At 61.3% G+C, this 23,856-nt stretch carries 24 protein-coding genes; 12 read left to right on the plus strand and 12 right to left on the minus strand.

The features are described from left to right. Positions 1-87 precede the first annotated feature (87 nt). The 4 genes from BM194_RS06795 to BM194_RS06810 all read right to left on the minus strand — a co-directional run bounded on the left by BM194_RS06795 (position 88) and on the right by BM194_RS06810 (position 3,059). On the minus strand, positions 88-708 hold the full coding sequence (locus tag BM194_RS06795) for an NUDIX hydrolase (protein ID WP_092845072.1): 621 nt from the start codon (positions 706-708) through the stop codon (positions 88-90). A gap of 47 nt (positions 709-755) precedes the next feature. Continuing rightward, a complete protein-coding gene (locus BM194_RS06800) occupies positions 756-1,265 on the minus strand; it encodes a cupin domain-containing protein (protein ID WP_092845074.1) in 510 nt (169 codons plus the stop codon). 66 nt (positions 1,266-1,331) lie between these two features. Next, positions 1,332-2,219, minus strand: a complete 888-nt coding sequence (gene yghX, locus BM194_RS06805) for a YghX family hydrolase (protein WP_092845076.1) — start codon at positions 2,217-2,219, stop codon at positions 1,332-1,334. A gap of 99 nt (positions 2,220-2,318) precedes the next feature. Then, entirely contained in the window at positions 2,319-3,059 is a 741-nt protein-coding gene (locus tag BM194_RS06810) for an SDR family oxidoreductase (protein ID WP_092845078.1), read from the minus strand. Between the two features lie 162 nt (positions 3,060-3,221). Between BM194_RS06810 and BM194_RS06815 the strand changes: the two genes are divergently transcribed. Then, positions 3,222-3,623: a hypothetical protein gene (locus BM194_RS06815; RefSeq protein ID WP_092845080.1), complete on the plus strand. Its 402-nt coding sequence runs from the start codon at positions 3,222-3,224 to the stop codon at positions 3,621-3,623. A gap of 72 nt (positions 3,624-3,695) precedes the next feature. Here the strand turns inward: BM194_RS06815 and BM194_RS06820 are convergent, their stop codons facing one another. Together BM194_RS06820 and BM194_RS06825 are read right to left on the minus strand one after the other, a co-directional pair. Beyond that, on the minus strand, positions 3,696-4,136 hold the full coding sequence (locus BM194_RS06820; protein WP_092845082.1) for an N-acetyltransferase: 441 nt from the start codon (positions 4,134-4,136) through the stop codon (positions 3,696-3,698). A gap of 134 nt (positions 4,137-4,270) precedes the next feature. After that, complete coding sequence (locus BM194_RS06825; RefSeq protein WP_092845084.1) at positions 4,271-6,250, minus strand: sigma-54-dependent Fis family transcriptional regulator; 1,980 nt, start codon at positions 6,248-6,250, stop codon at positions 4,271-4,273. Between the two features lie 343 nt (positions 6,251-6,593). Between BM194_RS06825 and BM194_RS06830 the strand changes: the two genes are divergently transcribed. From BM194_RS06830 to BM194_RS06845, 4 genes are all read left to right on the plus strand, one after another. Next, the gene (locus BM194_RS06830; RefSeq protein WP_092845086.1) at positions 6,594-8,390 is read left to right on the plus strand and encodes an NAD(P)/FAD-dependent oxidoreductase; all 1,797 of its coding nucleotides are present in this window, start codon (positions 6,594-6,596) and stop codon (positions 8,388-8,390) included. Positions 8,391-8,449: 59 nt separating this feature from the next. Further along, entirely contained in the window at positions 8,450-9,523 is a 1,074-nt protein-coding gene (locus BM194_RS06835; RefSeq protein ID WP_280522540.1) for a 2,3-butanediol dehydrogenase, read from the plus strand. Positions 9,524-9,767: 244 nt separating this feature from the next. Continuing rightward, positions 9,768-10,196: a DUF2231 domain-containing protein gene (locus BM194_RS06840; protein WP_092845088.1), complete on the plus strand. Its 429-nt coding sequence runs from the start codon at positions 9,768-9,770 to the stop codon at positions 10,194-10,196. Beyond that, positions 10,193-11,500 (plus strand): PQQ-dependent sugar dehydrogenase, encoded by a 1,308-nt coding sequence (locus BM194_RS06845; RefSeq protein ID WP_092845090.1) that lies wholly within the window; start codon positions 10,193-10,195, stop codon positions 11,498-11,500. Before BM194_RS06840 ends, BM194_RS06845 begins: the two co-directional genes overlap by 4 nt. A 112-nt stretch (positions 11,501-11,612) precedes the next feature. On the opposite strand, the gene BM194_RS06850 is transcribed toward BM194_RS06845, so the two are convergent. After that, positions 11,613-13,418, minus strand: a complete 1,806-nt coding sequence (locus BM194_RS06850; protein WP_092845092.1) for a mechanosensitive ion channel family protein — start codon at positions 13,416-13,418, stop codon at positions 11,613-11,615. A 232-nt stretch (positions 13,419-13,650) separates the two neighbouring features. Further along, positions 13,651-14,049, minus strand: coding sequence for a nuclear transport factor 2 family protein (locus tag BM194_RS06855; RefSeq protein WP_092845094.1), 399 nt, complete (start codon positions 14,047-14,049; stop codon positions 13,651-13,653). A gap of 314 nt (positions 14,050-14,363) precedes the next feature. Between BM194_RS06855 and BM194_RS06860 the strand changes: the two genes are divergently transcribed. Next, on the plus strand, positions 14,364-14,876 hold the full coding sequence (locus tag BM194_RS06860; RefSeq protein WP_092845096.1) for a DUF6647 family protein: 513 nt from the start codon (positions 14,364-14,366) through the stop codon (positions 14,874-14,876). Between the two features lie 101 nt (positions 14,877-14,977). Here the strand turns inward: BM194_RS06860 and BM194_RS06865 are convergent, their stop codons facing one another. Then, complete coding sequence (locus tag BM194_RS06865) at positions 14,978-15,841, minus strand: isocitrate lyase/PEP mutase family protein (RefSeq protein WP_092845098.1); 864 nt, start codon at positions 15,839-15,841, stop codon at positions 14,978-14,980. A gap of 238 nt (positions 15,842-16,079) precedes the next feature. Between BM194_RS06865 and map the strand changes: the two genes are divergently transcribed. Both map and BM194_RS06875 read left to right on the plus strand, forming a co-directional pair. Next, positions 16,080-16,829, plus strand: a complete 750-nt coding sequence (gene map / locus BM194_RS06870) for a type I methionyl aminopeptidase (RefSeq protein ID WP_092845100.1) — start codon at positions 16,080-16,082, stop codon at positions 16,827-16,829. Between the two features lie 502 nt (positions 16,830-17,331). Then, the gene (locus BM194_RS06875) at positions 17,332-17,799 is read left to right on the plus strand and encodes a hypothetical protein (protein ID WP_244890897.1); all 468 of its coding nucleotides are present in this window, start codon (positions 17,332-17,334) and stop codon (positions 17,797-17,799) included. Positions 17,800-17,899: 100 nt separating this feature from the next. Here BM194_RS06875 and BM194_RS06880 read toward each other — a convergent pair whose 3' ends face one another. Further along, complete coding sequence (locus BM194_RS06880; protein WP_092845104.1) at positions 17,900-18,295, minus strand: hypothetical protein; 396 nt, start codon at positions 18,293-18,295, stop codon at positions 17,900-17,902. A gap of 80 nt (positions 18,296-18,375) precedes the next feature. Beyond that, positions 18,376-19,302, minus strand: a complete 927-nt coding sequence (locus BM194_RS06885; protein ID WP_092845106.1) for a LysR substrate-binding domain-containing protein — start codon at positions 19,300-19,302, stop codon at positions 18,376-18,378. 121 nt (positions 19,303-19,423) lie between these two features. Between BM194_RS06885 and BM194_RS06890 the strand changes: the two genes are divergently transcribed. The 4 genes from BM194_RS06890 to BM194_RS06905 all read left to right on the plus strand — a co-directional run bounded on the left by BM194_RS06890 (position 19,424) and on the right by BM194_RS06905 (position 22,601). Continuing rightward, on the plus strand, positions 19,424-20,293 hold the full coding sequence (locus tag BM194_RS06890; protein ID WP_092845108.1) for a pirin family protein: 870 nt from the start codon (positions 19,424-19,426) through the stop codon (positions 20,291-20,293). Between the two features lie 77 nt (positions 20,294-20,370). Continuing rightward, entirely contained in the window at positions 20,371-20,994 is a 624-nt protein-coding gene (gene ycaC, locus BM194_RS06895; RefSeq protein ID WP_092845110.1) for an isochorismate family cysteine hydrolase YcaC, read from the plus strand. A 56-nt stretch (positions 20,995-21,050) separates the two neighbouring features. Further along, positions 21,051-22,001 (plus strand): pirin family protein, encoded by a 951-nt coding sequence (locus tag BM194_RS06900; RefSeq protein ID WP_092845112.1) that lies wholly within the window; start codon positions 21,051-21,053, stop codon positions 21,999-22,001. A gap of 27 nt (positions 22,002-22,028) precedes the next feature. Next, the gene (locus BM194_RS06905) at positions 22,029-22,601 is read left to right on the plus strand and encodes an antibiotic biosynthesis monooxygenase (RefSeq protein ID WP_092845114.1); all 573 of its coding nucleotides are present in this window, start codon (positions 22,029-22,031) and stop codon (positions 22,599-22,601) included. Between the two features lie 126 nt (positions 22,602-22,727). Here the strand turns inward: BM194_RS06905 and BM194_RS06910 are convergent, their stop codons facing one another. Beyond that, positions 22,728-23,735 (minus strand): virulence RhuM family protein/type II toxin-antitoxin system death-on-curing family toxin, encoded by a 1,008-nt coding sequence (locus BM194_RS06910; RefSeq protein WP_092845116.1) that lies wholly within the window; start codon positions 23,733-23,735, stop codon positions 22,728-22,730. Between the last annotated feature and the right edge of the window lie 121 nt (positions 23,736-23,856).

Here is a 23,856-nt window from a genome sequence, read left to right on the forward strand (position 1 = left end):
TCCTTGCTGGGGATGATTGGTTCAGGTCAGAACATAGCCTAGTAACGTTTACGCCTTGATGCTCGCCCGTATGTCCATCTGGACCAGTCAATCGCTGTAGATACCCGGTGCGCCGGACTGGAGAAACTCCCAGCATTGATGAATGTCCTCGGCCAGGGTGCGCCCCTCGGAGAGCGGCGGCAGCGCATCCAGCTCGAAGAAATCGGCAGCGTCGGTCTCGTTGTTCGAGACGAACTCGCCGCCCTCGTGATCGCACAGGTAGAACAGTTTGTAGATATGATCCGGCGACACGGGCGTGTAGGGATGCAGGCTGCGATCCTTGAGCATTGCCAGGCGCGGGTTGCTGGCACGATGGCCCGATTCCTCGATAATCTCGCGAAGCACGCAGGACGACGGGGCCTCGTTGACGTCCGCCCAGCCTCCCGGCAGTGTCCAGCGGCCATCCTTGATCTCACGCACCAGCAGCACCCGACCCTGATCGAATACCGCACCGCGCACGTCCACCTTGGGCGTGGCGTAACCTGCGTCGGGAATGATGAAGTTCTCGACCCGGGCAATAGGCACGTCGCCCAGGACCGCAAACATCTGGTTGGTCAGCACCTCGAGTTGGCGGTAACGCTCGAGTTCGTACTTGTTGTCGGTGTAGGTCTGCCCCGTCTGCGCAATGGAGCGAAGCTGCTTGGCAAAAGCGACCCAGTCATGTGACATGACGTTTTATCCTCCTTGATACGCTTAAGCGCCTTTCCGACTCGATGCTACAGTTCCGGAAAGGTCAGGCCGAAACGTTTGCATAGCTCGGGCACGCTATCGAAATCCATGTCGAGCGAGTACTTGGCGTTGATCTGCGCGAAGCGCTCCTTGTCTCCCCAGGCCTCGGCGACTTCCCGGAAATAGTTCTCGAATCCGGCCGGCGATATGACCTCGATGATTCGACAAGGCACATCCTCGGCATTCCAGAAAGTATGCCACTGCCTGCGCGGCTTGATCAGCCACGTTCCCGGCCCGGCTGTCACCACATCGTCACCGAGCAGCGCGCCTAGCGTGCCCTCCAGCACAAAGGAATACTCGTCTTCATTGTGGTGATAGTGCAACGGGGCAGCCAGGGCATGGGGGGCGATAGGATGGTGCACAACGGAGAAGCGTTTGCCGGTAGCGGCACCTTCGAGCTTCCAGTGTACGCCCAGCCCGCCAAAATCGAAGGCATCGCCTTCGTCGGGCAGGATCTTGATTGGCGGGCCAACGTGCCCGGGTGTTGTGTTGTTCATGGGTCCCTCCTGCGGAAGGATGCGCAGTGAAGATTGTGACAATGTAATGGCTTCAGCTCACCATGCTCAGGCGAGATAACGCCGAAACCACGCGATCGTCCGCGCCCAGGCCAGTTCTGCGGCCTGCGCGTCGTAGCGCGGTGTGGTGTCATTGTGGAAGCCATGATTGACGCCCGGGTAGATGTAGGCCTCGTAGACCTTGTCGTGTTCCTGCAGCGCGGTCTCGTAGGCAGGCCAGCCCTCGTTGATCCGGGTATCCAGGCCGGCGTAATGAAGCAATAATGGCGCCTGGATGCGCACCACGTCCTGTGGATCGGGCTGGCGCCCGTAGAACGGTACGGCGGCACCGAGTTCCGGATAGGCCACGGCCGCGGCATTCGCGACCCCACCGCCATAACAGAAACCGGTAATGCCGACCTTACCGGTGGTCGCCTCGTGCGCCATCAGATACTCGACCGCGGCAAAAAAGTCATTCATCAGCTTTTCGGGATCGACCTGCCGCTGCAACTCACGCCCCTCGTCATCGTTGCCTGGATAACCACCGACGGAACTCAGGCCATCCGGGGCCAGAGCGACGAACCCCGCCTTGGCCACGCGGCGGGCGACATCCTCGATGTAGGGGTTGAGCCCGCGATTTTCATGTACCACCACCACACCGGGTACGGGGCCTTCCATCCGCGCGGGACTCACCAGATAACCGCGCACCTCGCCATGGCCATTCGGTGATGGATAAACGATGTATTCCGGCAGGATATCGGGATCGTTGGATTTCACCTGCTGCGCCAGCGCATAGTTCGGGCTCAGGGCGGAAAGCAGGGCGACAGCGGTCATCCCGCCCACCGTGTACTGCCTGGCCCGGTCGAGGAACTCGCGCCGGGAGATCAGGCCGTGAGCGTAACCATCGTAGAGTTCGAGCAATTCGGGCGGGAAATCCTTCGCGGTGAGACGGTTCATCGGGTCAGCCTCCGATCCGTACCCGGGCGATGTGCGCCGAGTCTGAAGAAAATCTGGCACAACTTTATCGCCCGCGCACTGCGCTTCGCCCGACTCAGCTCAGGCAAACCCGCCGTTGGCGCGAAGCACCTGTGCATTGACCCAGGCACCGTCCGGGCCGGCCAGGAAAGCCACCACCCCGGCGATATCTTCGGGCTGACCGAGGCGCTCCAGCGGCGGGAGTGCCGCCAACTGCGCGACCTGGTCCTCAGACTTGCCGGCAAAGAACAGCTCCGTGGCCACCGGGCCGGGCGCCACGGCATTCACGGTGATCTGGCGTCCACGCAGTTCATTGGCCAGCACGCGTACCAGCCCTTCCACACCGGCCTTGCTGGCGATATACGGGCCATAGCCGGGAAACGACTTGGCGATCACGCTGCTGGTTAGCGCGATGATCCGCCCGCCCTCGCTCAGGTGCTGGGCAGCCTGCGCCATGACCAGGTAGGCCCCGCGCAGATTGGTCGCGATGGTCTTGTCGAAGAGGTCAAGGTTATCGCTGGTGATGGTTGCCATGTGCAGTATACCGGCGCTGTTGACCACCACATCGATGCGTCCGAACGTCTCCAGCGTGGTCTGAAAGAGTCGTTCCACGTCCTGCGGGTCGGAGACGTCGCCCTGCACGGCAATCGCCCGGCCGCCGTTGGCCTCGATGGCGGTGACGGTCTCCTCAGCCTTGGCGATGTTGTCAGCATAGTTGACGGTCACGGCAAGGCCTTCCGCCGCCAGACGGAAGGCGATTTCCTGGCCGATGCCGCGCGAGGCGCCGGTGACTATGGCTACCCGCTGTGCTGCATGTTCCATGTCTCGCTCCTGTTTTTTGCTTGGTAGCCACCGCCCCACATGCCCTCGGTAGCGATTTCAGTACGCTGGTTCCCATCGCGACAGTGTAGGGCGTATTTGACAGCAGCAGCCATACCAACAACAATGAGAATCAGTCTCGTTGATATTGGCTGTGATTTTCCCATGACGGCAGAGCGCTCCCAGCTGTATTACACCTGTGTCTTTCTGCAGGTCTCCTTTCAGGCGATCAAGCGCTCCGTGGCGGATTCAGCCCAGGAAGACGACACGCCCTGCTGGCTGGATGCCGCGTTGCTGCGCATGTTATCCGGCGAGTTACAGCGCTGCCGCCGGGAAGCCGCGCCCTTCACGGAGGTCAGCGAGGCCCTGGATACCGCCATCTACCACTGCGGCCTGCTGATGGCGCAATGCCCCGCTGCCGTCAATCGACGGCTCTGTCAGCATCACCTCGAGGCGATCATGTCACCGCTCAAGCTCGCCTCGGACCGCTTGGCAGGCAATGCCGGCCGAGCCACGGCCAGCCCCGCCACCCCAGGCCAATGGCTGCGCAGTTGGTTGGGCTGGTAACACCCGGGTTATTACAGCCCGATGTGATCCTGCCTTCGGCATCACTAGGAAAATGAGGGCTGGCCCCCATTCTCAGCCAAAGCGCATGAACCACTCCGGCTCACCAGTATGGGTATCCTCGCTCTCGCCCACGATGACGAACCCATTCGCTTCATAGAAACGTACCGCCCCGACGTTCTTGCGATAGACATGCACCTCGAGCACGGGCCGCAGCGACTTGGCATGATCCAGCAGCGACCGGCCAATTCCCTGATTCTGGCTCATGGGCATCACGAACAGGGCGGCCAGCGTCGCCTCATGCAACGAGACGAACCCTTTTATGTCTCCTTCTTGCTCGTAGATATAGTTTTCGGCGGACGGCAAATAGGCTTCCTGCATGGCCGACCGTTGGGCATGCCAGAACGAATCGGGCACGAAATCATGGGCCTCGCATGAGGCCTCCAGCCAGAGGGAGGCCATGGCCGGTATATCGCGGGACGTGCCGCCCCGCACCCTGCATTGAAGCGTAGTCATTTTGGTTTTCTGTTAGAGCGGGAGACGCGATCTTGGCGGGCCGGCTCGCGAAGCGCAAGCGCAGCTCCCCGATTGATGCGATAACCGCCCGCCGGAGCGGCGTTTCCTGCCCTCGCGCCGCCCAAGCCTGCGGTTCATTCAGGCCAACATCTCGCCTCGCGCCGGTTGGGCGGCACCAGCCCGTGGCGGCGCATGCGACGGTAGACGGTGGGTCGTGACACGCCAAGCCGGCGCGCCACGAGGCTGACGTTCCAGCCGGTTTCCTGCAGCAACGCATGAAGCGCCTGGGCGTCGTCGTCATCGGCACATGCCGGCTGCGGCGTGGCATCGATGACCTGCGGCGCGATGGCCAGTCCGCCTTGGCACTCCTCGGGCAGGTCGTGGACGGTGATCTCCTCGCCCTCGACCGTGGCCAGGGCGAAGTCCAGCGCATTGCGCAACTGGCGAATGTTGCCCGGCCAGGCATAGGCCAGCAGTGCACTCATGGCATCGGCACGCAGCCTGACGTCGCTGTCTCGCTCGGCCACCAGCGCCTCGTAGACGCTGCGGATCACGTAGTGCCTGTCGGCACGATCACGCAGCGCCGGCAGGCGCAGTTGCGCGCCGTTGAGCCGGTAATAGAGGTCCTCGCGAAAGCGGCCATTGGCGATCAGCTCGCTCATGTCGCGGTGGGTGGCGGTGATGACGCGCAGGTCGACGCGTACGGCCTTCTCGGCACCCAGCGGCATCACCTCGCGCTCGGCCAGCACACGCAGCAGGCGGGTCTGCAACGGCAGCGGCATGTCGCCAATCTCGTCGAGGAACAGCGTGCCGCCATCGGCCTGCTGGATCAGCCCCCGCATGCCCTTGCTGCGCCCGCCGGTAAAGGCTCCCGGCAGGTAGCCGAACAGTTCGCTCTCGATCAACGACTCGGGAATCGCCGCACAGTTGACCGCCACGAACGGGCCGTCGGCGCGGCTGCCGCTGTCGTGCAGGGCACGTGCCAGCACCTCCTTGCCGGTGCCGGTCTCGCCGGTGATCAGCACACTGACCGTCTCGTTGCGTAGTCGCCGCGCCAGCTTGAGCACGCGGTGCATGGCCGGGTCGTCCGAGGCCAGCCGGTCCAGTGCCGGGACCGGCGTGGGCGACGGCGGCACGACCCGCGGCGCCAGGCGCCGGCTGCGCGGCTCGATCAGGGTGACGAAGCACGTCGAGTCGTTGGCGCGCACGCGAAAGGCGCGGATCTGGTCGTCGCGCGTGGCAGGAATACTCAACAAGTCGCCGAGCTCGGCCTCGAAGAGTTGCGTGGCCGACGGCACCCAGCCCGGCGTCCAGGCCGGCCAGCGGCGCAAGTGCGCGTCGAGCAGGGAGCGTCCCTCGCCATTGGCGGCGATCACGCTGCCGTCCTCCTCGATGGCGATCAGTCCCCGGCCGTTGAGATGCACGAACTCGCGGGCGGTATCGAAGCGCAGGATCAGGCAGTCACGGTAGCGATGCAGGAAATAGGCGTCCTCGATCATGCGGGCGTAGAGACTGACCAGCGACAGCCCGAAATTCTGGCTCTCGTGGCTGCGCGGCGATTGCAGCGCCGAGATGTCCAGAACGGCGATGACATTGCCCTGCGGATCGGCGATCGGCGCCGCCGTGCAGGTCAGGCTGATATGCGTGGCGTCGAAGTGCTCGCTCTGGTGGCAGGTGATGGCCTGGGCATCGTGCACGCAGGTGCCCACCGCGCAGGTCCCCGCGTAACGCTCGTCCCAGTCCGCCCCCAGGTAGAGCCCGGCCTTGCGCAGGGCCGGGTCCTGGCCGGGCTGGCCGCGAAAATCCACGGTAATGCCGCGTCGGTCGGTCAGCAGCAGCACATAGCCCAGCGGGGCGATCTGGGCGAAGAGCTGGTCGACGCCGGCGCGGGCCACGTGCAGCAGTTCGTCCACCGGCTCGCGATGCTCCTTGAGCGCCTGCTGGGTCAACACGCGTACCGGCCGGGGCCGCCCCGGATCGAGACGATACTCGCCCACACAGCGCTCCCAGGAGCGCCGGATCACCTCGCGGCAGCCGTCCAGATGCTTTGCCTGCCCTTCACTGAGGCGAATCAGGGTCTCGATATGCTGGCGTTGTTCGTTGCGTAGATTCATCGCTGCCTCTCCGCGTCCGCCTCGTCGAACTATCTATCGTCAGCGCTGGCGGGCCTTGTTGTTGTGTGGCAGTCCCATGTTCAGCCTATGCCGCCCGGGCCGGGAGTCAATCGGCACGCCCTTCGCCCTTGGTCGAGCGTTACACATGTAACGCCATGGCCGGCACGTTACATGACAGGTGTCACATCGATGGCGAGCACGGCCCCCTAGTGCTGTGGTCACTCCCATCTTCTCTTCTGTGAATTTTCAGCCACTTGGCGCGCTTTGCCGGGCCCGCACCGTCGTTGGCACGCTTTCTGCCATGGCAAGGACGTGTCACCCATGAACAATGCGGAGAACAACGATGACGACACGCACGCCAACCCAGCAAGTCCAACACTGGCTGAACGATTTCGAGAGCGCACTGGAGCAACGCGACATCGAACGGGTCATGGGCCTGTTCAACGAGGAATGCTACTGGCGCGACCTGGTCGCCTTCACCTGGAATCTCAAGACCCTGGAGGGCAAGGACGACATCCAGTCGATGCTCAATGCCACGCTGGGCGAGACCCGCCCGTCGAACTGGCGGATCGACGGCGAGGCCACCGAGACCGATGACGTGACCGAGGCCTGGTTCACCTTCGAGACCGGCGTGGCCCGTGGCAAGGGCTTTCTGCGCCTGAAGGACGGCACATGCTGGACACTGCTGACCACCATGCAGGAACTCAAGGACTATCCCGAGCCGCGCGGCCTGCATCGTCCCAAGGGCGCCGAGCACGGTGCCAACAAGTCACGCGAGACCTGGCTGGAGTCGCGCCAGCGCGAGGAGCGCGAACTCGGCTACAGCCGCCAGCCCTACTGCGTGATCATCGGCGGCGGCCAGGGCGGCATCGGGCTCGCCGCGCGCCTGCGCCAGCTCAACGTGCCGACCATCGTGCTCGACAAGCACCCGCGCCCCGGCGATGCCTGGCGCAACCGCTACAAGTCGCTGTGCCTGCACGATCCGGTGTGGTACGACCACCTGCCCTACATTCCCTTCCCCGAGAACTGGCCGATTTTCGCGCCCAAGGACAAGGTCGGCGACTGGCTGGAGATGTACACCAAGGTCATGGAGCTCAACTACTGGAGTTCCACCGAATGCGAGGATGCCAGCTTCGATGAGGCCAGCGGCGAGTGGACCGTGAACGTCAACCGCGGCGGCGAGCGAGTCACCCTCAGGCCCAAGCAGTTGATTCTGGCCACTGGCATGTCGGGCATGCCCAACGTGCCGCACTTCCCCGGGGCCGAGACCTTCGAGGGCGAGCAGCAACACTCCAGCCAGCACCCGGGGCCGGATGCCTATCGCGGCAAGAAGGTGATCGTGGTGGGCGCCAATAACTCCGCCCACGACATCTGCGCGGCGCTGTGGGAAAACGACGCCGACGTGACCATGCTGCAGCGCTCCTCCACGCACGTGGTGAAGTCCGACTCGCTGATGGAACACGCCCTCGGCCCGCTCTACTCCGAAGAAGCGGTGCAGAGTGGCATCACCCACGACAAGGCCGACCTGATCTTCGCCTCGATTCCCTACAAGCTGTTGCCCGACTTCCAGCGCCCCGCTTTCGACCAGATTCGCGAACGCGACGCCGCGTTCTACAAGAAACTCGAGGACGCCGGTTTCATGCTCGACTTCGGCGACGACGACTCGGGGCTGTTTCTCAAGTACCTGCGCCGCGGCTCCGGCTACTACATCGACGTGGGTGCCTGCGACCTGGTCGCCAACGGCGAGATCAAGCTGCGCAGCGGGGTAGGCATCGAGCGCATCAACCCGCGCTCGGTGACGCTCACCGACGGCACCGAACTGCCCGCCGACCTGATCGTCTACGCCACCGGCTACGGCTCCATGAACGGCTGGGCGGCACGCATCATCTCGCAGGAGGTCGCCGACAAGGTCGGCAAATGCTGGGGACTGGGCTCCGACACCACCAAGGACCCGGGTCCGTGGGAAGGCGAACTGCGCAACATGTGGAAGCCCACCCAGCAGGAGGCGCTGTGGTTCCACGGCGGCAACCTGCACCAGTCACGCCACTATTCGCAGTACCTGGCGCTGCAGCTCAAGGCGCGCATGGAGGGCATCCCCACCCCCGTATACGGCCTGCAGGAAGTCCATCACCTGGCCTGAACCGCAAAGGGCCGGCACACAAGCGCCGGCCCGCATCATGACACCAGCGAGGTCATACCATGAACCACGATTCCACCATGCAGGCTGCCGTGTGGTACCAGGCGCGCGACCTGCGCGTCGAGTCGATCGACGTACCCACCCTGCAGGACCCGCATCAGGTCAAGGTGAAGGTTGCCGCCTGCGGCATCTGCGGCAGCGACCTGCACGAATACAGCGCCGGGCCGATCTTCATTCCGGTGGACGAACCCCACCCGCTCAGCGGCCAGCGTGCGCCGATCGTCATGGGTCACGAGTTTGCCGGCGAAGTAGTCGAGGTCGGCGAGGCGGTCACCCGCATCAAGCCGGGCGACCGGGTCGCCATCGAGCCGATTCTCTCGCCGAACCGCGACGGCAAGTACCTGATGGAGCGCTACAACCTGACACCGCTGCTGGGCTTTCATGGGCTGTCGGGCGGCGGTGGCGGTTTCTCGGAATACACAGTGGTCGGCGAGCACATGGTCCACCGGCTGCCCGATGCGTTGAGCTACGAGCAGGGCGCGCTGATCGAGCCTGCCGCCGTGGGCCTGCATGCCGTGCGCCAGAGTTCGCTGAAGGCAGGCGACAGCGCGGTGGTGTTCGGCGCCGGGCCCATCGGGCTGATGGTCATCGAAGCGCTCAAGGCCGCCGGGGCTGCGGCCATCTATGCCGTCGAGCCCTCTGAGGTAAGACGCCAGAAGGCTACCGACCTGGGGGCCAGGGCCCTCGACCCGCAGCAGGGCGAGGTGAGCGCGCAGATCCGCGACCTGACCCAGGGCGGTAACGATTTTGCCTTCGAAGTCACCGGCATTCCCGCCGTGCTGAGCCAGGCCATCAACAGCACCCATGCCGGGGGCGAGACAGTGGTCGTCAGCATCTGGGAAACCGAGGCCGCCTTCCAGCCCAACGACCTGGTCATCAAGGAACGCACCATGAAGGGTATCATCGCCTACCGGCACATCTACCCGGCGGTAATGGCACTGATGCAGCAGGGCTACTTCCGTGCCGAGGACCTGATAACCGGCCGCATCGCCCTGGGCGACATTGTCGAGCAAGGCTTCGAGACCCTGCTCAACGACAAGTCGCATGTAAAGATTATCGTGCAGCCCGGCACATGACGGCCCGAAGCCCCAGAAGGCCGTGAAAGCGCATCAGGCGGTGATTGCCACCGCCTGATGCTTGTTGGGTACCCGCTCGTTCCGACCATTTTGCGCAGGTGAACGTAACGGTCATTGACCGAATGCGCAGCCTTGCATGCAGTGACGCCAGCCATGAGTCAACTACACTCTGCCGAACATACATGGTTTCAGCGCCGGAGAAGGCCCTGACCTCTACCCGCTCGATCAGCACAAGGAGCTTGCCGTGACAGCCACTGCCGAACGAACGTACCGAAGCGGATTGAACCCGCTTCATGCCCTATTGCTTGGCGGTACCTTTTCACTCTTTCTGGGTGCCGCCTTGAGCGATTATGCCTACTCAACGACTTACTTCATCCAGTGGAGCGCCTTTGCGTCCTGGCTGATCGCCGGCGGCCTCGTGTTCAACGGGCTCGCGCTGCTGTGTTCCCTTATTGGCCTGTTCAAGGCCAGTGGCCATCGCGGACTCGCCTTCACTTACTTCGGCCTGCTGCTGGTCACCTGGATACTGGGCTTCTTCAATGCGCTGGTCCACGCCAGGGATGCCTGGGGCATGATGCCCACAGGCTTCGTGCTCTCGATCATCGTCGCCGTGCTGGCACTGGCAGCGGCCCTGCTCGGTTTCTCTCGTTTCGGCGCCGGAGGTCATTCATGAGGTTTTCGCGCATCCGCCATGTTGCTCCGCTCTCAGTACTTCTATTTGCCGCCGGCGCCAATGCGGCGGAATCAGAAGCCGAATACGGCCCCAACCCGGACCTGCCGGAACCGCAGCGCGGACTGTTGCCCGACATGACGATTCCCGAACCGGCGCCCTGGGGCGACCAGAAACCGACCGTGCCCGACGGCTACACGATCACGGCCATCGCCACCGACCTCAAGGTGCCGCGCCAGACCCTGGTGCTGCCCAACGGCGATATCCTGGTGGCCGAAGGTAGCGGCGGCAACGCCCCGAAATCCAAGCCGAAGGATGTGATTGCCGGTTACATCAAGGCCCAGGGGACCACCTCCGTCAAAAGCGGCGACCGCTTGACGCTGCTGCGCGATAGCGACGGCGACGGTACCTACGAGGAGCAGACGGTCTTTGCCAAGGGCCTTAATGCCCCGTACGGCCTGGCCCTGATCGACGATGACCTCTACGTCGCCAATCAGGATTCGCTGGTGCGGTTCGACTATCAGGAAGGCCAGACCCAGGCCAACGGCGAGCCCGAGGTGGTGACGGAGTTACCATCGAGAATCAACCACCACTGGACCAAGGCGCTGACGGCGGGGCCGGATGGGCGCTTTCTCTACGTAGGTATTGGCTCCAACAGCAACATCACCGAGCGCGGCATGGCGGCGGAAGTCAATCGTGCCGAGATCTGGCAGATCGATGCGCAGACCGGCGCCCACCGGCCTTATGCCACCGGCCTGCGCAATCCCACTGCGCTGGACTTCCAGCCCGATACGGACCAGCTCTGGGCAGTGGTTAACGAGCGCGACGAGCTAGGCCCGAATCTGGTTCCCGATTACCTCACCTCCGTTCAGGAGGGGGGCTTTTACGGCTGGCCGTACAGCTACTGGGGCCAGCACGTCGACCCGCGCGTGCGGCCGCAGAAGCCCCAGAAGGTGGAAGAAGCGATCGCACCGGACTACAGCCTTGGCTCGCACCGGGCGCCACTCGGCCTCGACTTCTCGACGCCCCAAGTCGGCAGTGACTACGCCGAGGGGGTGTTCATCGGCGAGCACGGTAGCTGGAACCGCGCGAATCCCGTCGGCTACAAGGTGGTCTTCGTACCCTTCGAGAACGGCCGCCCCGCCGGCGACCCCATCGATTTCGTCACGGGGTTTCTCACCAGCGACGAGAAGACCCGCGGCCGGCCGGTCGGCGTGACCGTTGCCCCGGACGGCGCCGTCATCATCGCCGATGATCTTTCCAACGTGGTCTGGCGGGTGGCGCCGGAAAGCAACCAGCAGAACTGATATCTGCCTAGCGGCGGAGGGATGTCGCTGCCAACGCCGCGTTATCGGGCAGCCATGCAACGAAAAGGGACGCTCATCGCGATGAGCGTCCCTTTTTCGACGGGTTATCGTCCTAGGACCTGCCCTCTCCCGAGGCATCCCCCTCGGAGCTGCCTTCCTGCCTGGTAGTGTCCTGCGCCTCGCTGTCGTTCTCCGAGGAAGACATGCGAGTCGCCGCACTCTCGCCACGAGCAACGTCCTGATGACTGATGACCACGACCTCACGCGGCCACCACTCGGGGTAGTTGTCGCGGATAAATGCCATGAGCCTCTCCCGCACGTTCATTTCCGCCGACCAGCCGGACATGGGGTCGGTGGTCATCATGTAGCAGTTGATACTCAGGGCCGTGCCGGTCTGCCCCGTCACCTGACACAACAGCTTATGGTGCTCGATGACACTGTCTTCTTCCTTGGCGTACTCCATGAACTTCTCACGGATGACCTGGACATCGGCACTCAAGTGAACGGTCATCTCCAGCGTCCGGTATTCCTTGGCACTCTTGACCGAGAAGTTCTCGAAGGGCTTGGAGACGAAATAGGTCACCGGCACGATCAGGCGCCGCTCGTTCCATACGCGCAAGCGAATGAACGTGTAGAAGATGCCTTCCACGTAGCACCATTGGCCTTCGAACATCACCAGGTCGCCGATCCGGATGGGCTTGGCCAGCGACACCTGAAACGACGAGATGATGTTCCCGAGCACGGCCTGGCCCGCGATACCGATCAGCACCGTCAACACACTGGCCGAGGCCAGCAGCGAAAGCCCCAGCGACTCGAAGATCTGGATCTGCCCCAATATGTAGATCGAGACAGCGGTGACCATGATCAGAATGATGACCCGACGCAACGCGTAAAGGGTCGTCAGCAACTTGCGCTCGTCGCGGGGCTTGGTGTCGTCGATCTCCCCCACGAGACGCCGCGTCATGCGCAGCATGATGGTATCGACGAGACGCAGTGCAACCGCCCCGGCTCCCCAGGCCAGAATGGCGATCAGAAAGACGCGAAACGTCGTGGTTATCACGGCCGAGAAAGACACCACGTAATCCAGCAGCGCCTGTGTCACCAGCGACATGACGATGAGTGCCATGGGCCCCTGAATACGGCCGACGAAGATGCTCTGTGCCCCGTAGGGCAACCAATTTGATATCACTCCGACCAGGCTGTAGATCCCCCAGCCCAGCAGGCCCACCGCCAGCAGCACGACCGGAATGGCGATCCACTCCCATATCCTGAGCGGTCCGAATGAGGCCTTGAAGCGATCGGGAATATAATCCTCCAGCATGGAAGGACCATACTCTTCGTACAGCACCGGAATCGATGGCACGATGTCCGGCATGACCAGCCAGACCGGCTCTTCATCATCCACCTTGTACCGGCCCAGGCGCACATCGTAGGTCTCGCCCTTGGCAGTGAGCGAGGCGAGCTGGATATTGCGGCGCGGCTTGCCCATCAGGGGGTTCTGGCTCGACGGGGTCATGATGGCGGCATCCTGGCGTCCCGAGAGGCTGGACACGTTCAGCCACTCGCCTCGCTGGAGCACTTCGGCAAGCTTGCGGGCCAGTTCAGGCCCCCTCTCTTTCTGCTCCGCTGGAGGAAGTTCGGAAAGATTGATCACATGCGCCGCCGCCGCATACTCTCCATCTTCGGTCAGCTTCAGAAAACTGCGGATCGCCTCGCGTGGCGTTCCCCGCTCCAGTCCCTTGGGCACCTCGCCGAGCCCGACGTTGATCGAATCGACGGAGAACCATTGTTGCGTTTCGCTATCGCTTCCCTGCGCCTGCGCCTGCGTGCCGCCCTGCGATTGCGCCACACAGACGCTGGAAACGGTGAGTGTGACTGCGGTTACCAGCCACAGCAGCCATGAGGCAGTTGTCTTCATACGCGTCTTCCTAGGGCCATCCATGTTCGCCACCTGCCGGATCCTCCCGATCCGGACCGGACCTGTACCAGACAGGTTACCCGGGTTAGTGGTTGGTCGCAGTACACCTTACTAAGCACGGTCCCGTCCAGTATTCGACCGCCGCATGCATGAGCCACCTCATCTTGTATAAATTAAAAGGGCCGATGCCTACGTGGCACCGGCCCATTCCCGAACGCGGAGGTACCAAGCGTTACTCCCAGAACTCGTCCAGCGGATACAGATCGAAGATAAACTCCTTACCCCTGACGATCTTGCCATCCTGGAACTCGAAGGCAATGCAGCCATCGACTTCCAAATGCTTGCCTTTCCGCTCCGCAGTGGCGTGATGGACACTGATGACCTGGCCTTCCGCATCCGTCAGCACGCGCTTCAACGTGACCTTGAAGGTACCGCCCGTCTCGCTCTTGTAGCTGCCGAACAGTTGAAAGACTGCCTCGCGGCCCAGTCGATCGCCGGCAAAGGGCCCTCGCCCCGGTGTATGCCAGGACACGTTCTTGTCGAAAAGCTCGGTGAGCGTGTCCAGGTCATCGGCATTGAATGCCTGATAACCGCGCCGTACGGCGTCTGCGTTCAGTTCTGCCTGGTTCATGATAGCGTGCCTTTAGGATGGCCATTGAGCAGTCTGCAAGGGCGTACCCTGATTTTTTTGCCTGCCTTTAGTGTCAATAGCAGTTGGATTTGACCCAGGCAAGTTGCCAGGCAGCCTCAACCAATCCGTATTGATAGCGCAAATTAAAAATTAGAAAAACACCATGTTTCATGGCGACTTCAGGAGTTCTCGACACCCCCAGAATAACAACCAACCTGCACCAAACGACCTACCCTTAACTCGTTGAGGCATCCATCTTGCGAGCAATCTTTTCACAACAATGGCCTTTAAATACGCCTCAAGGAGCCGACGTCATGCGATATAAGCTGCGAATTTCATTGTTTTTTATCATCTTCATGGCAGTCGGCTTAACTCAGGCTGATGATGACCGGTCAGAGCGGGTAATGGCTCTTTCCTCAAACATGATATTGTGGGTGGTATCGCATACTGAGTACGCCGCGCCTGATCCCCCCTCCGTTGAATTCATTGACCAAATGGCGCTCAGGCAACGCTGCTATCCTGGCCTGGATCTGACCCATGTACCGCAGTTATGGGGTATTTACGACCCCGTAACTGCAACAATTTACCTGGATGATGATTGTCGTCTCGATGACCAGGTCTCAGCCAGTTACCTGCTCCATGAGATCGTTCATCATGTCCAGGTCGCCAACGATGCCCACCTCCATGTGAAATGCCGGGGCAGGCTGGAAGGTGAAGCAGTTACGCTTCAGGCGCAGTGGTTGAAAGAGAAAGGGGTGGAAAATCCGCTGGAGGTGCTTGGCATTGACGAGCGAACCTTGGAGATCATCAGCTCATGCCTGCATTAACCCTCTGTTTGGATAACACCGCAACGCACAAGATTCCTTCGAACTGAGAGCCCACCCGCCCCTTGGCTCGTGGAAAATACAGGTCGGGTACCGTATGCCCTTTACTCCTTGACGTCCATGTAGCGCCGCGCCCACTCGCGATTTTCATCCAGCGTCGAGTAGCGGGTGGAAAGCTCCGAGGCGTTGAGATTGCCTTCGGCGATACCGCGCTGTTCGCGCAGGCAATCGTAGGTCGCCTTGATGGCGGCAAAGTAGGCCGCATGGCCGTTGACCACCACGCGCACCCCGGCCCGCGCCAGCCGCTCGCGGTCACGCAGTTCGGGATTGTCGTAGGTGACCAGCATCAGCGGCACGCTCAAGTGCTCGGCAATGCTTTCCAGATGCTCGAAATCATCAATGCCAACCATGCAGATACCATCGGCGCCGGCCCGTTCATAGGCCTTGGCACGCGCGATGGCATCCGCCGTGCTCAACACGCCGGCATTGGTACGGGCAAAGATCGCCATGTCGGGGTCGATGCGCGCCTCCAGCGCCGCCTCGATCTTGCCGACGCCTTCTTCCAGCGGCACCAGGTCGGTGGACTTGCGCCCGTACTTGGCGGGCAGCAAGGTGTCCTCGATGGTCAGTGCCGCCACACCGGCGCGCTCCAGCTCGACGATGGTGCGCATCACGTTGAGCGCATTGCCATAACCATGGTCGGCGTCGGCGATGATCGGTAACCGCGCCACGCGACCGATGCGGGTGGCCTGCTCGACGAACTCGCTCAATGTGATCAGGGCAAAATCGGGGGCGGCCAGCACCTGCAACGAGGCCACCGAGCCGCCCAGGATGCCCACCTCGAAGCCCAGATCAGCGGCAATGCGTGCCGACATGGGGTCGAAGGTCGATGCGGTGAAAAAGCACTCGTCGCGTTCGAGCAGTTCGCGAAACTGAAGACGCAGGTCGTGCTGTGAGGGGGTCGCCATGACAACTCCGAATCGCCCGGGCCGCAGCTTGCGGCCCCGCTGAATTAAGATGATGATTCTTCACTTTATACGTTCGTCGTGGACGGCACCAACCTCATCTGATACGACGGGTTCGGGGTCGGAGCGTCGTCCTGTGACAAACTGAACGTTCAAAAGACTGGATGAATGCCAAGCGGAACAAAGGCCCTGAACGCGACGCATCGGTCTGGGGTTATCACCTATCTGGACGGGACAGAGAATGACGGTTACCAAACAGGACGAACTCGACGGACTCAAAGAGATCGGTCGCATTGTCGCCAATACCCTGCACGCCATGGCGAAATCGATGGAACCTGGCATGACGACACGAGAGCTGGATGACATCGGTAAAGCGCTGCTGGAACGTGAAGGCGCAGTGTCTGCGCCGCAGTCCAGTTACGATTTTCCCGGCATCACCTGCATCAGTGTCAATGAGGAAATCGCCCATGGAATCCCCGGCGACCGAGTGATCATGTCAGGGGACCTGGTCAACATCGATGTCTCGGCATCGAAGAACGGCTACTTCGCGGATACCGGGGCCACCTTCCATCTTGCACCTATTGACCCTTCGTTGGATCGTCTCTGCCATGACGGAAAGCGCGCCATGCGGATCGGCATTTCCCAGGTGGGCAGTCGAAAGCCGCTGGCGGGCATCGGCAAGGCCATCGGGCGCTTTGCTTCGGATCGGGGGTATACGCTGATCCGCAATCTCGCCAGCCACGGCGTAGGCCGGTCACTGCACGAATATCCCGAGCAAATCGCCACCTGGCCCACTCGCGGCGACAAGCGACGTATCAACAAGGGGCTCGTGCTGACCGTCGAGCCTTTCCTGTCCAGGGGCGGACACTGGGCCACCGAGGGAGACGACGGCTGGACGCTCTACAGCGAGCCCCGTGCGCCTGTCGTCCAGTATGAACATACGGTCGTGGCCACGGATCGCGGAGCTATCGTCGTGACGTTGCCGGGTTGACCAAGGCGTTACGGAAGCTCGCGCCCCCTTACGCGAGCCCTCTTGGCGAACTATCCGGAATTTCCGGATAGTTGCGTTCTCTTCCAGTTCTTCGTCGGCGTGGATTTTCTTGAAGTGAAGGCACTGTGGTAACGGCGATATCCGTGGGCTGACATTTTGACGTAAATCAAACTATCCGAATTACCGTTGTTTATTTAACCGTCCTCTTCCCGAAAGAACCAAAATTCTTCTTCGAAAAAAGCCGGTGCCTTCTACACTGGTTAGTGGTCGCAAACCTATCCAACAGATACAACAAACAATAATCGATAACAACAAACTGTGGCTGTTGTCGATTGCCTAGTGCAGACGCCAAAGAGCCTGGATACCCAAGCCCGCAGGGAAAAAGTCGTTATAAACTGGCTATCAATAAAAGGGGTTGTTTATGACTATTTCCGCAAATGCTTCTTTAACTGTAGCGGTCGGGACGTCCCTTCTGCTTGCTTCCTCCGCCATGGCCCAAGAGATGACCACGATAGGCCCAAGGACGGGAGACAGGGAATTTTCTCTCTCCGGTACCGGTAGCAGCGACAAGGACTTCGACAACAGCAGCTTCGGTCTTTCCGTCGACTACGGCTGGTACCTGTCCACTCAAACTCTGGTGGGTATTCGCCAGAGCGTCAATTATGCTGACGTGGAAGGCGATAACGACGACTTCTGGAATGGCAGTACCCGGGGCTTTGCCGATTACCACTTCGGCCAACATGCGGCTAGACCGTTTGTGGGCGCCTCACTCGGTGGCATTTATGGTGACGGCGTAAACGACACCGGCATCGCCGGCCTGGAAACTGGCCTCAAATACTATATGCTGCCTACCACCTTCATCCAGGCCAGAGCCGAATACCAGTTCCTGTTCGATAGCGGAAACAGTGCCGAAGAAAACTACGACGATGGCGCCTGGGCCTATACCTTCGGCATGGGTATCAACTTCTGATCAGCAATGATCCCATGACCGTGAAATCGCCTACGTAAAGCGAACACCCCGATAAGCTTCAGGATGGAGGCGAGCGGGGTGTTCGTGACCAATGAGAGGCCTAATCCTCCCGACCGCGTCGCAACTCCAGCCCCCTGACGATGACATAGGCAAGCAGCGCCACAATGAACACGACCAGGTACATCCAGGCGATACTCTGGAGTGTCTCGATGACTGTGCGATATATCTCCAGGGTCCAGCGCTCGGCGGTCAGCACCAGCACTTCCGCTTCCCGGTGAGGTGCACTGATGTACCGCTCCAGGTCATAAATCCGCACCCCACCTGACACCCCGACCACGAAGCCGGCGAAGGTGATATACCGGTGCCAGGCGTCACTGATTTCATCCTTCACGATTCGCTTGAGAATCTTGCCGACAGGCTTGTTGAACAGCATCACTGCCCCCGTCGAGACGGCGATCGCGATGCCCAGGGTCGCCAGCAGTAGCGTGAAGAACATCTGAACCTCCAAAAACGCACAGTGATTAAAGACAGGCCATGACAAGATCGAGTGAGTACTCTTCCGTTCGACCTCGTCATTCATCCCGAAGCGTTCTGAAACGTTAAATAATCCTCTGCTGCGATGTTTTCGCCCAAAAAATCCAGAAAAGCACGCACCGCAGGAAGCAGGCCACGACGCGAAGGGAATACCGCATGCAGCACGCCACCGCGGGGTTCCCAGCCAGGCAGGACATCGACCAATGTGTTTCTTGCCAGGTCCTGACCTCCGACCAGTAGCGCCAGTTTGACCACACCGAGCCCCGCCAGGGCGGCCTGGTGCAACGTTTCGGCGCTGTCCGTCACCAGTCGTGGCTGATGCGCAATCTGAGCGGTAGCCCCCTCTGGCCCCACCAGGTCCCAGGTGTGGTGCTTGTCATATTGCTCGAAGTCCAGGCTGGGCAATCGCCCAAGGTCAGCGGGGGTCTGCGGCGCGGGGAAGCGTTCGAAAAGACGAGGCGCTGCCATCAGACGCTGGGGGCTTTTGGCCAGCACCTTCATGTTCAGGTCGCTATCTTCCAGGGGAGGGAAACGGATGCGGATGGCCAGATCGAACCCTTCCTTGATGACGTCTGCCCGCCGGCTCGTGGCCTCGACCTGCACCGCGACCTGAGGGCATTGGACCATGAAGCGCACCAGCAGCGGTGCAATCAGGTGATGCAGCACGCTGGGCGGACAACTGAGCCGCACCGTGCCACGTGGCTCGGCACGATTGCGTTCGATCAACTCCTCGGCAGCCTCCGCCTCGACCAGCATCGCCACACAATGCTGGTAGTAGGCCTGGCCAAGCTCCGTCACCGAGAAATGGCGTGTCGAGCGGTTGATCAGCCGAGTCGCCAGACGTTCCTCCAGTTGGATGATACGACGGCTGAGCTTCGACTTGGGAATGCCCAGTGCTCGGCCAGCGGGGGCAAAGCCACCGTGATCCACGACTTGAACGAAGTAATAGAGATCGTTGAGGTCCTGCATTCCCGTTGTCCTATCCATGGGACGGTGAGTATAAAAACTACCGTCTACCGGCTTCCTCGTCCATGAAATAGCCTTCCTGTCATCAAGGCCGAGTGCCTTCTCACACAGACAGGAGCCTGAGATGAAGACGATTCAGGGAATCTACGGCGCACCGCGAGGCCATTGGGTCGGCAACGGCTTCCCCGTACGCTCGCTCTTTACCTATGAACGCCTGGGAGCGCAACACCTCAGCCCCTTCCTGCTGCTGGACCATGCCGGCCCCCATACCTTTCGGCCCGCGGTAAAGCCGCGTGGCGTGGGGCAGCATCCGCACCGCGGTTTCGAGACCGTCACGCTCGTCTACGCAGGCGAGGTCGAGCATCGCGACTCCGCCGGTGGCGGAGGTCGTATTGCCGAAGGCGACGTGCAATGGATGACGGCCGGGGCAGGCATTCTTCATGAGGAGCTCCACTCCCGAGACTTCACCGCGCGTGGCGGTCGACTGGAAATGGTCCAGCTATGGGTCAATCTTCCGGCTCGATTCAAGAGTGTACCACCGGCTTACCAGGCACTGCTGAAGAACGACATCCCCAGTGTACCGCTGGATGACGACGCGGGTGTGGTTCGGGTGGTGGCGGGCGACTATCTTGGACATCGAGGCCCTGCCCGAACATACACACCGATCAACGTGTGGGACTTGCGGCTCCTGGCGGGTGGCAAGGCGGTCGTCCCCGTGCCTGACGGTCACACCTGTCTGTTGGTGGTTCTGGAAGGAACCGTGCTGATCAATGGCGACACCGTGGTACGCGGTGAAAGCGTGGTGTCGTTCGAACGACACGGTAGTGAACTGCATCTGGAAGCCAATAACCACGCCAAGTTGCTCTTGCTGAGTGGCGAACCTATCGACGAGCCCGTGGTAGGCCACGGCCCCTTCGTCATGAATAGCGTGGAAGAGATCCAGCGTGCATTTACGGAGTTTCAGGACGGCACCTTCGGCGTCCTGAGCGACTAGCGACACTGTCGCTGGCGTAGGCCCCGGCAACCAGGTCCGGTTGCCGGTTTTCCAACCGATAGAACAGGAGTGTGACCATGGCCTTTACCTATAACCGTCTCAACAAGGACGATGTGGCGCTGCTGATGGTGGATCATCAAGCAGGCCTGCTATCCCTGGTAAGAGACTTCAGCCCCGACGAGTTCAAGAACAACGTATTGGCACTTGCCGACATCGCCAAGTTCTTCAACATCCCGACGATTCTCACCACGAGCTTCGAGAACGGCCCCAATGGCCCGATGGTGCCGGAACTCAAGGAAGCCTTTGCCAGTGCGCCCTACATTCCCCGACCGGGGCAGATCAATGCCTGGGATAACCAGGACTTCGTCGATGCCATCAAGGCCACCGGCAAAAAGCAATTGTTGATCGCCGGGGTGGTGACCGAGGTCTGCGTGGCGTTTCCGGTACTTTCCGCGCTGGAGGAAGGCTACGAGGTCTTCGTGGTCACCGATGCCTCCGGCACCTTCAACCAGACGACGCGTGATGCCTCGTGGAAGCGCATGTCACAAGCCGGTGCCCAGCTCATGACCTGGTTTGGAGTCGGTTGTGAGCTGCATCGCGACTGGCGCAACGACATCGAAGGCTTTGGCGGCTTGCTGGCAGGCCACTTGCCCGCCTACGCCAACCTGATGCAGAGCTATTCCCAACAGGCAGCTGTCTGACATGCAAGGCCCGGCCCTTTAGGCCGGGCCTTGTCTACCCATACGAGGAATGTTCCATGAGCACGCTAGTCGCTGACCAAGAGCTGGCATCGTCAATGGATTGTCCGGTGATCGACGGTAAACGCCAGATTCAACACATCCCACCGCGCACCGCCGATGTTGGCGGCATCCCCGTAAACCGGGTGCTGCCTTCCCGGCATCGCCGCCTGGTGGGCGCCTGGTGTTTCCTCGACCACGCTGGGCCCGCCATCTTCAAGGGCAATGCCAAAGGCCTTCAGGTCGGCCCGCATCCGCATATCGGCCTGCAGACTTTCACCTGGATGATCGAGGGGGAAGTCCTGCACCGTGACAGCCTGGGTCATGAGCAGGTCATTCGGCCTGGCCAGGTCAACCTGATGACAGCGGGACGCGGCATCAGCCACACCGAGGAATCGGTCCCCGGCGAGACTCACCTGCATGCGGCCCAGTTGTGGATCGCCCTGCCCGAGTCTGACCGCCAGACCTCACCGCGATTCGATCATTACCCCAGCCTGCCGACCTGGGAAGACCAAAACGCCGTGTTTACGCTGCTCATCGGCGAGTTTGCCGGCCATGGGGCACCGACGCTGGCCTACTCGCCCCTGGTCGGTCTCGATATTGCCAGCCGTGAGGCCTCGAGCGTCACCCTGACGCTACGCGAGGATTTCGAATATGGCGTGCTCCCCCTCGAAGGGGAACTCGACATCGACGGCGACCGGTTCGCTCCCAACGAAATGGCCTACCTCGGCCGCGGTCGCACTGACGTTACCGTGAACCTACCCGCAGGGGGACGCGCCATTCTGGTAGGCGGCAAACCGCTTGGAGAGGAGATATGGATCTGGTGGAACTTCGTTGGGCACAGCAAGGCCGAGATCGTCGAGGCCCAGCGCGATTGGGAAAAGGGAAGCGACCGCTTCGGAACGGTCAAGGGCTATGACGGTGAACGCCTGATGCCGCCGCCCTTGCCCTGGAAAACCCAGGCCGAGTAAGCAGCCATTCTGATAGGGGCCGAGCCCATGACCATTGCCTCGTCACCGCCTCCGCAAGGCGGCAGCGTCACCATTCGCATCCAGCATCGGGTGCAGCCCGATGCCGTCGAGCGCTACGAGACCTGGCTGCGCCGCACCATCGACGCTGCCAGCCGCTATTGCGGGCATCAGGGCGTGCACATCCTGCGGCCCCCGAAAGGCAGTGGCGACTACGAAATCGCGTTACGCTTTGCCAGCGAACAACAGGCGGAGCGCTGGCGCCACTCTGAAGAGCGCCGTCAGCTCATCGAAGAGATCCAACCTGCCCTGCTACAGAACGAGACCATTGAAATCCACTCGGGCATCGATTACTGGTTCACCGCACCGGTTGCCGTCAGCAAACAGCCGGTGCGCTGGAAACAGTGGCTCGTTACCACGGCCGTCATCTGGCCACTCACCATGCTGGTCCCCTTTCTCTGGCAACCGATATTTTCCCTGATCCCCTGGCTTGATACATGGGGGATACGCAACGGCTTCATTGCCGCGACCATTGTGGCGCTTGTCGTCTATGTCGTGATGCCTCGGGTCGTTCGTCTCGTGGCAGGCTGGCTGTTTCGGTAAACAGGGATGGGGGCCGACTCATTTCGGATTTAGGCGAGCGCATCCAACCTGGCCGGGCCTAGTGATTAGCCGCAGTACATTTATTAGCTGCGGGTTCGTTCAACTCCACCAAAGACGACTCGGGATTCACACGGCCGGCCTGTCTCCAGACAGCATATTCATGATCAGCCGAATCATCGTGTCCTTGTTGGACGGATCGGATTCCGCCACCAGCAGGGTGAGCGCTGCCAGGCCGATATCGTTGATTACCGGCTCGCCCTCTGTGTCCAGCAAGCGCCCGTTGCGATGCAGAAAGTCGACGAACAGAAACGCCGCACTGCGCTTGTTACCGTCAGCGAAGGGATGATTCTTGACGACGAAATAGAGCAGATGCGCCGCCTTGGACTCGACGCTGGGATAGGCCGGCTCCCCAAACACCGACTGATCCAGATTCCCCAGCAACGCTGCCAAGCCATCGTTGCGGTCACCGGCAAACAACTCGGTCGCCTCGCCCCGCCCTATTAGCTCTGCCTTCAAGCTTTCCAACGCAGCCCGGGCCTCTTCCAACGACGGCAACCGACCACCCGGCTGCGCCTGCGGCTCGCTCAGCAGGCCCTCGTCATAACGTTGCAGCAACAGAAACGTCTGCGCGTACCTCGCTGCAATATCCACCAGGCCCCGGCCACCGGGCAGGTCCAGCGCTGGGCTGTGGGCGGCCTTGCGCACCAACGCCATCGCCGCTTCCAGCTCCCGCGCATTGGCTTCGAAGCGTTGCTGGTGCAGGGTCCAGCCTTGGGTCAGGTGATCGCGCAGGACGCGTGTGGCCCACTGGCGAAAGCGAACCGCGCGCCGAGAATTGACGCGGTAACCCACGGAAATGATGGCGTCGAGGTTGTAGTGCCTTCGCAAACGTTTAACTTCTCTCCCGCCTTCGAGTTGAACCTGTAAGAAATTCTTACAAGTTCCCTCTTCCACCAGTTCCCCTTCCGCGTAGATATTTTTCAAATGCATGGTGATGTTCTGAGGTTTGACCTCAAACAGTTCGGCCATCTGCCGCTGCGTCAGCCAGACTGTCTCTTGGCCTTCATCCAAGCGAACATCGACAGCTTTGTCGGCATCTTCGTAGATTAGAACCTGCGCCTGTTCCTGGCTCATGTGGCGTGCATTCCGCTGGGGTCGGGTCTGCCTCGACCTTATCACGCTTCGATTCCCTATCGCCGCCCCTATGCACACAGTCGATGCCACGTCCTCGGGTTCCATGGCACACTGCCCGTTT

The sequence above is a fragment of the Modicisalibacter xianhensis genome, assembly GCF_900113605.1.
Taxonomy (GTDB): Bacteria; Pseudomonadota; Gammaproteobacteria; order Pseudomonadales; family Halomonadaceae; genus Modicisalibacter; species Modicisalibacter xianhensis.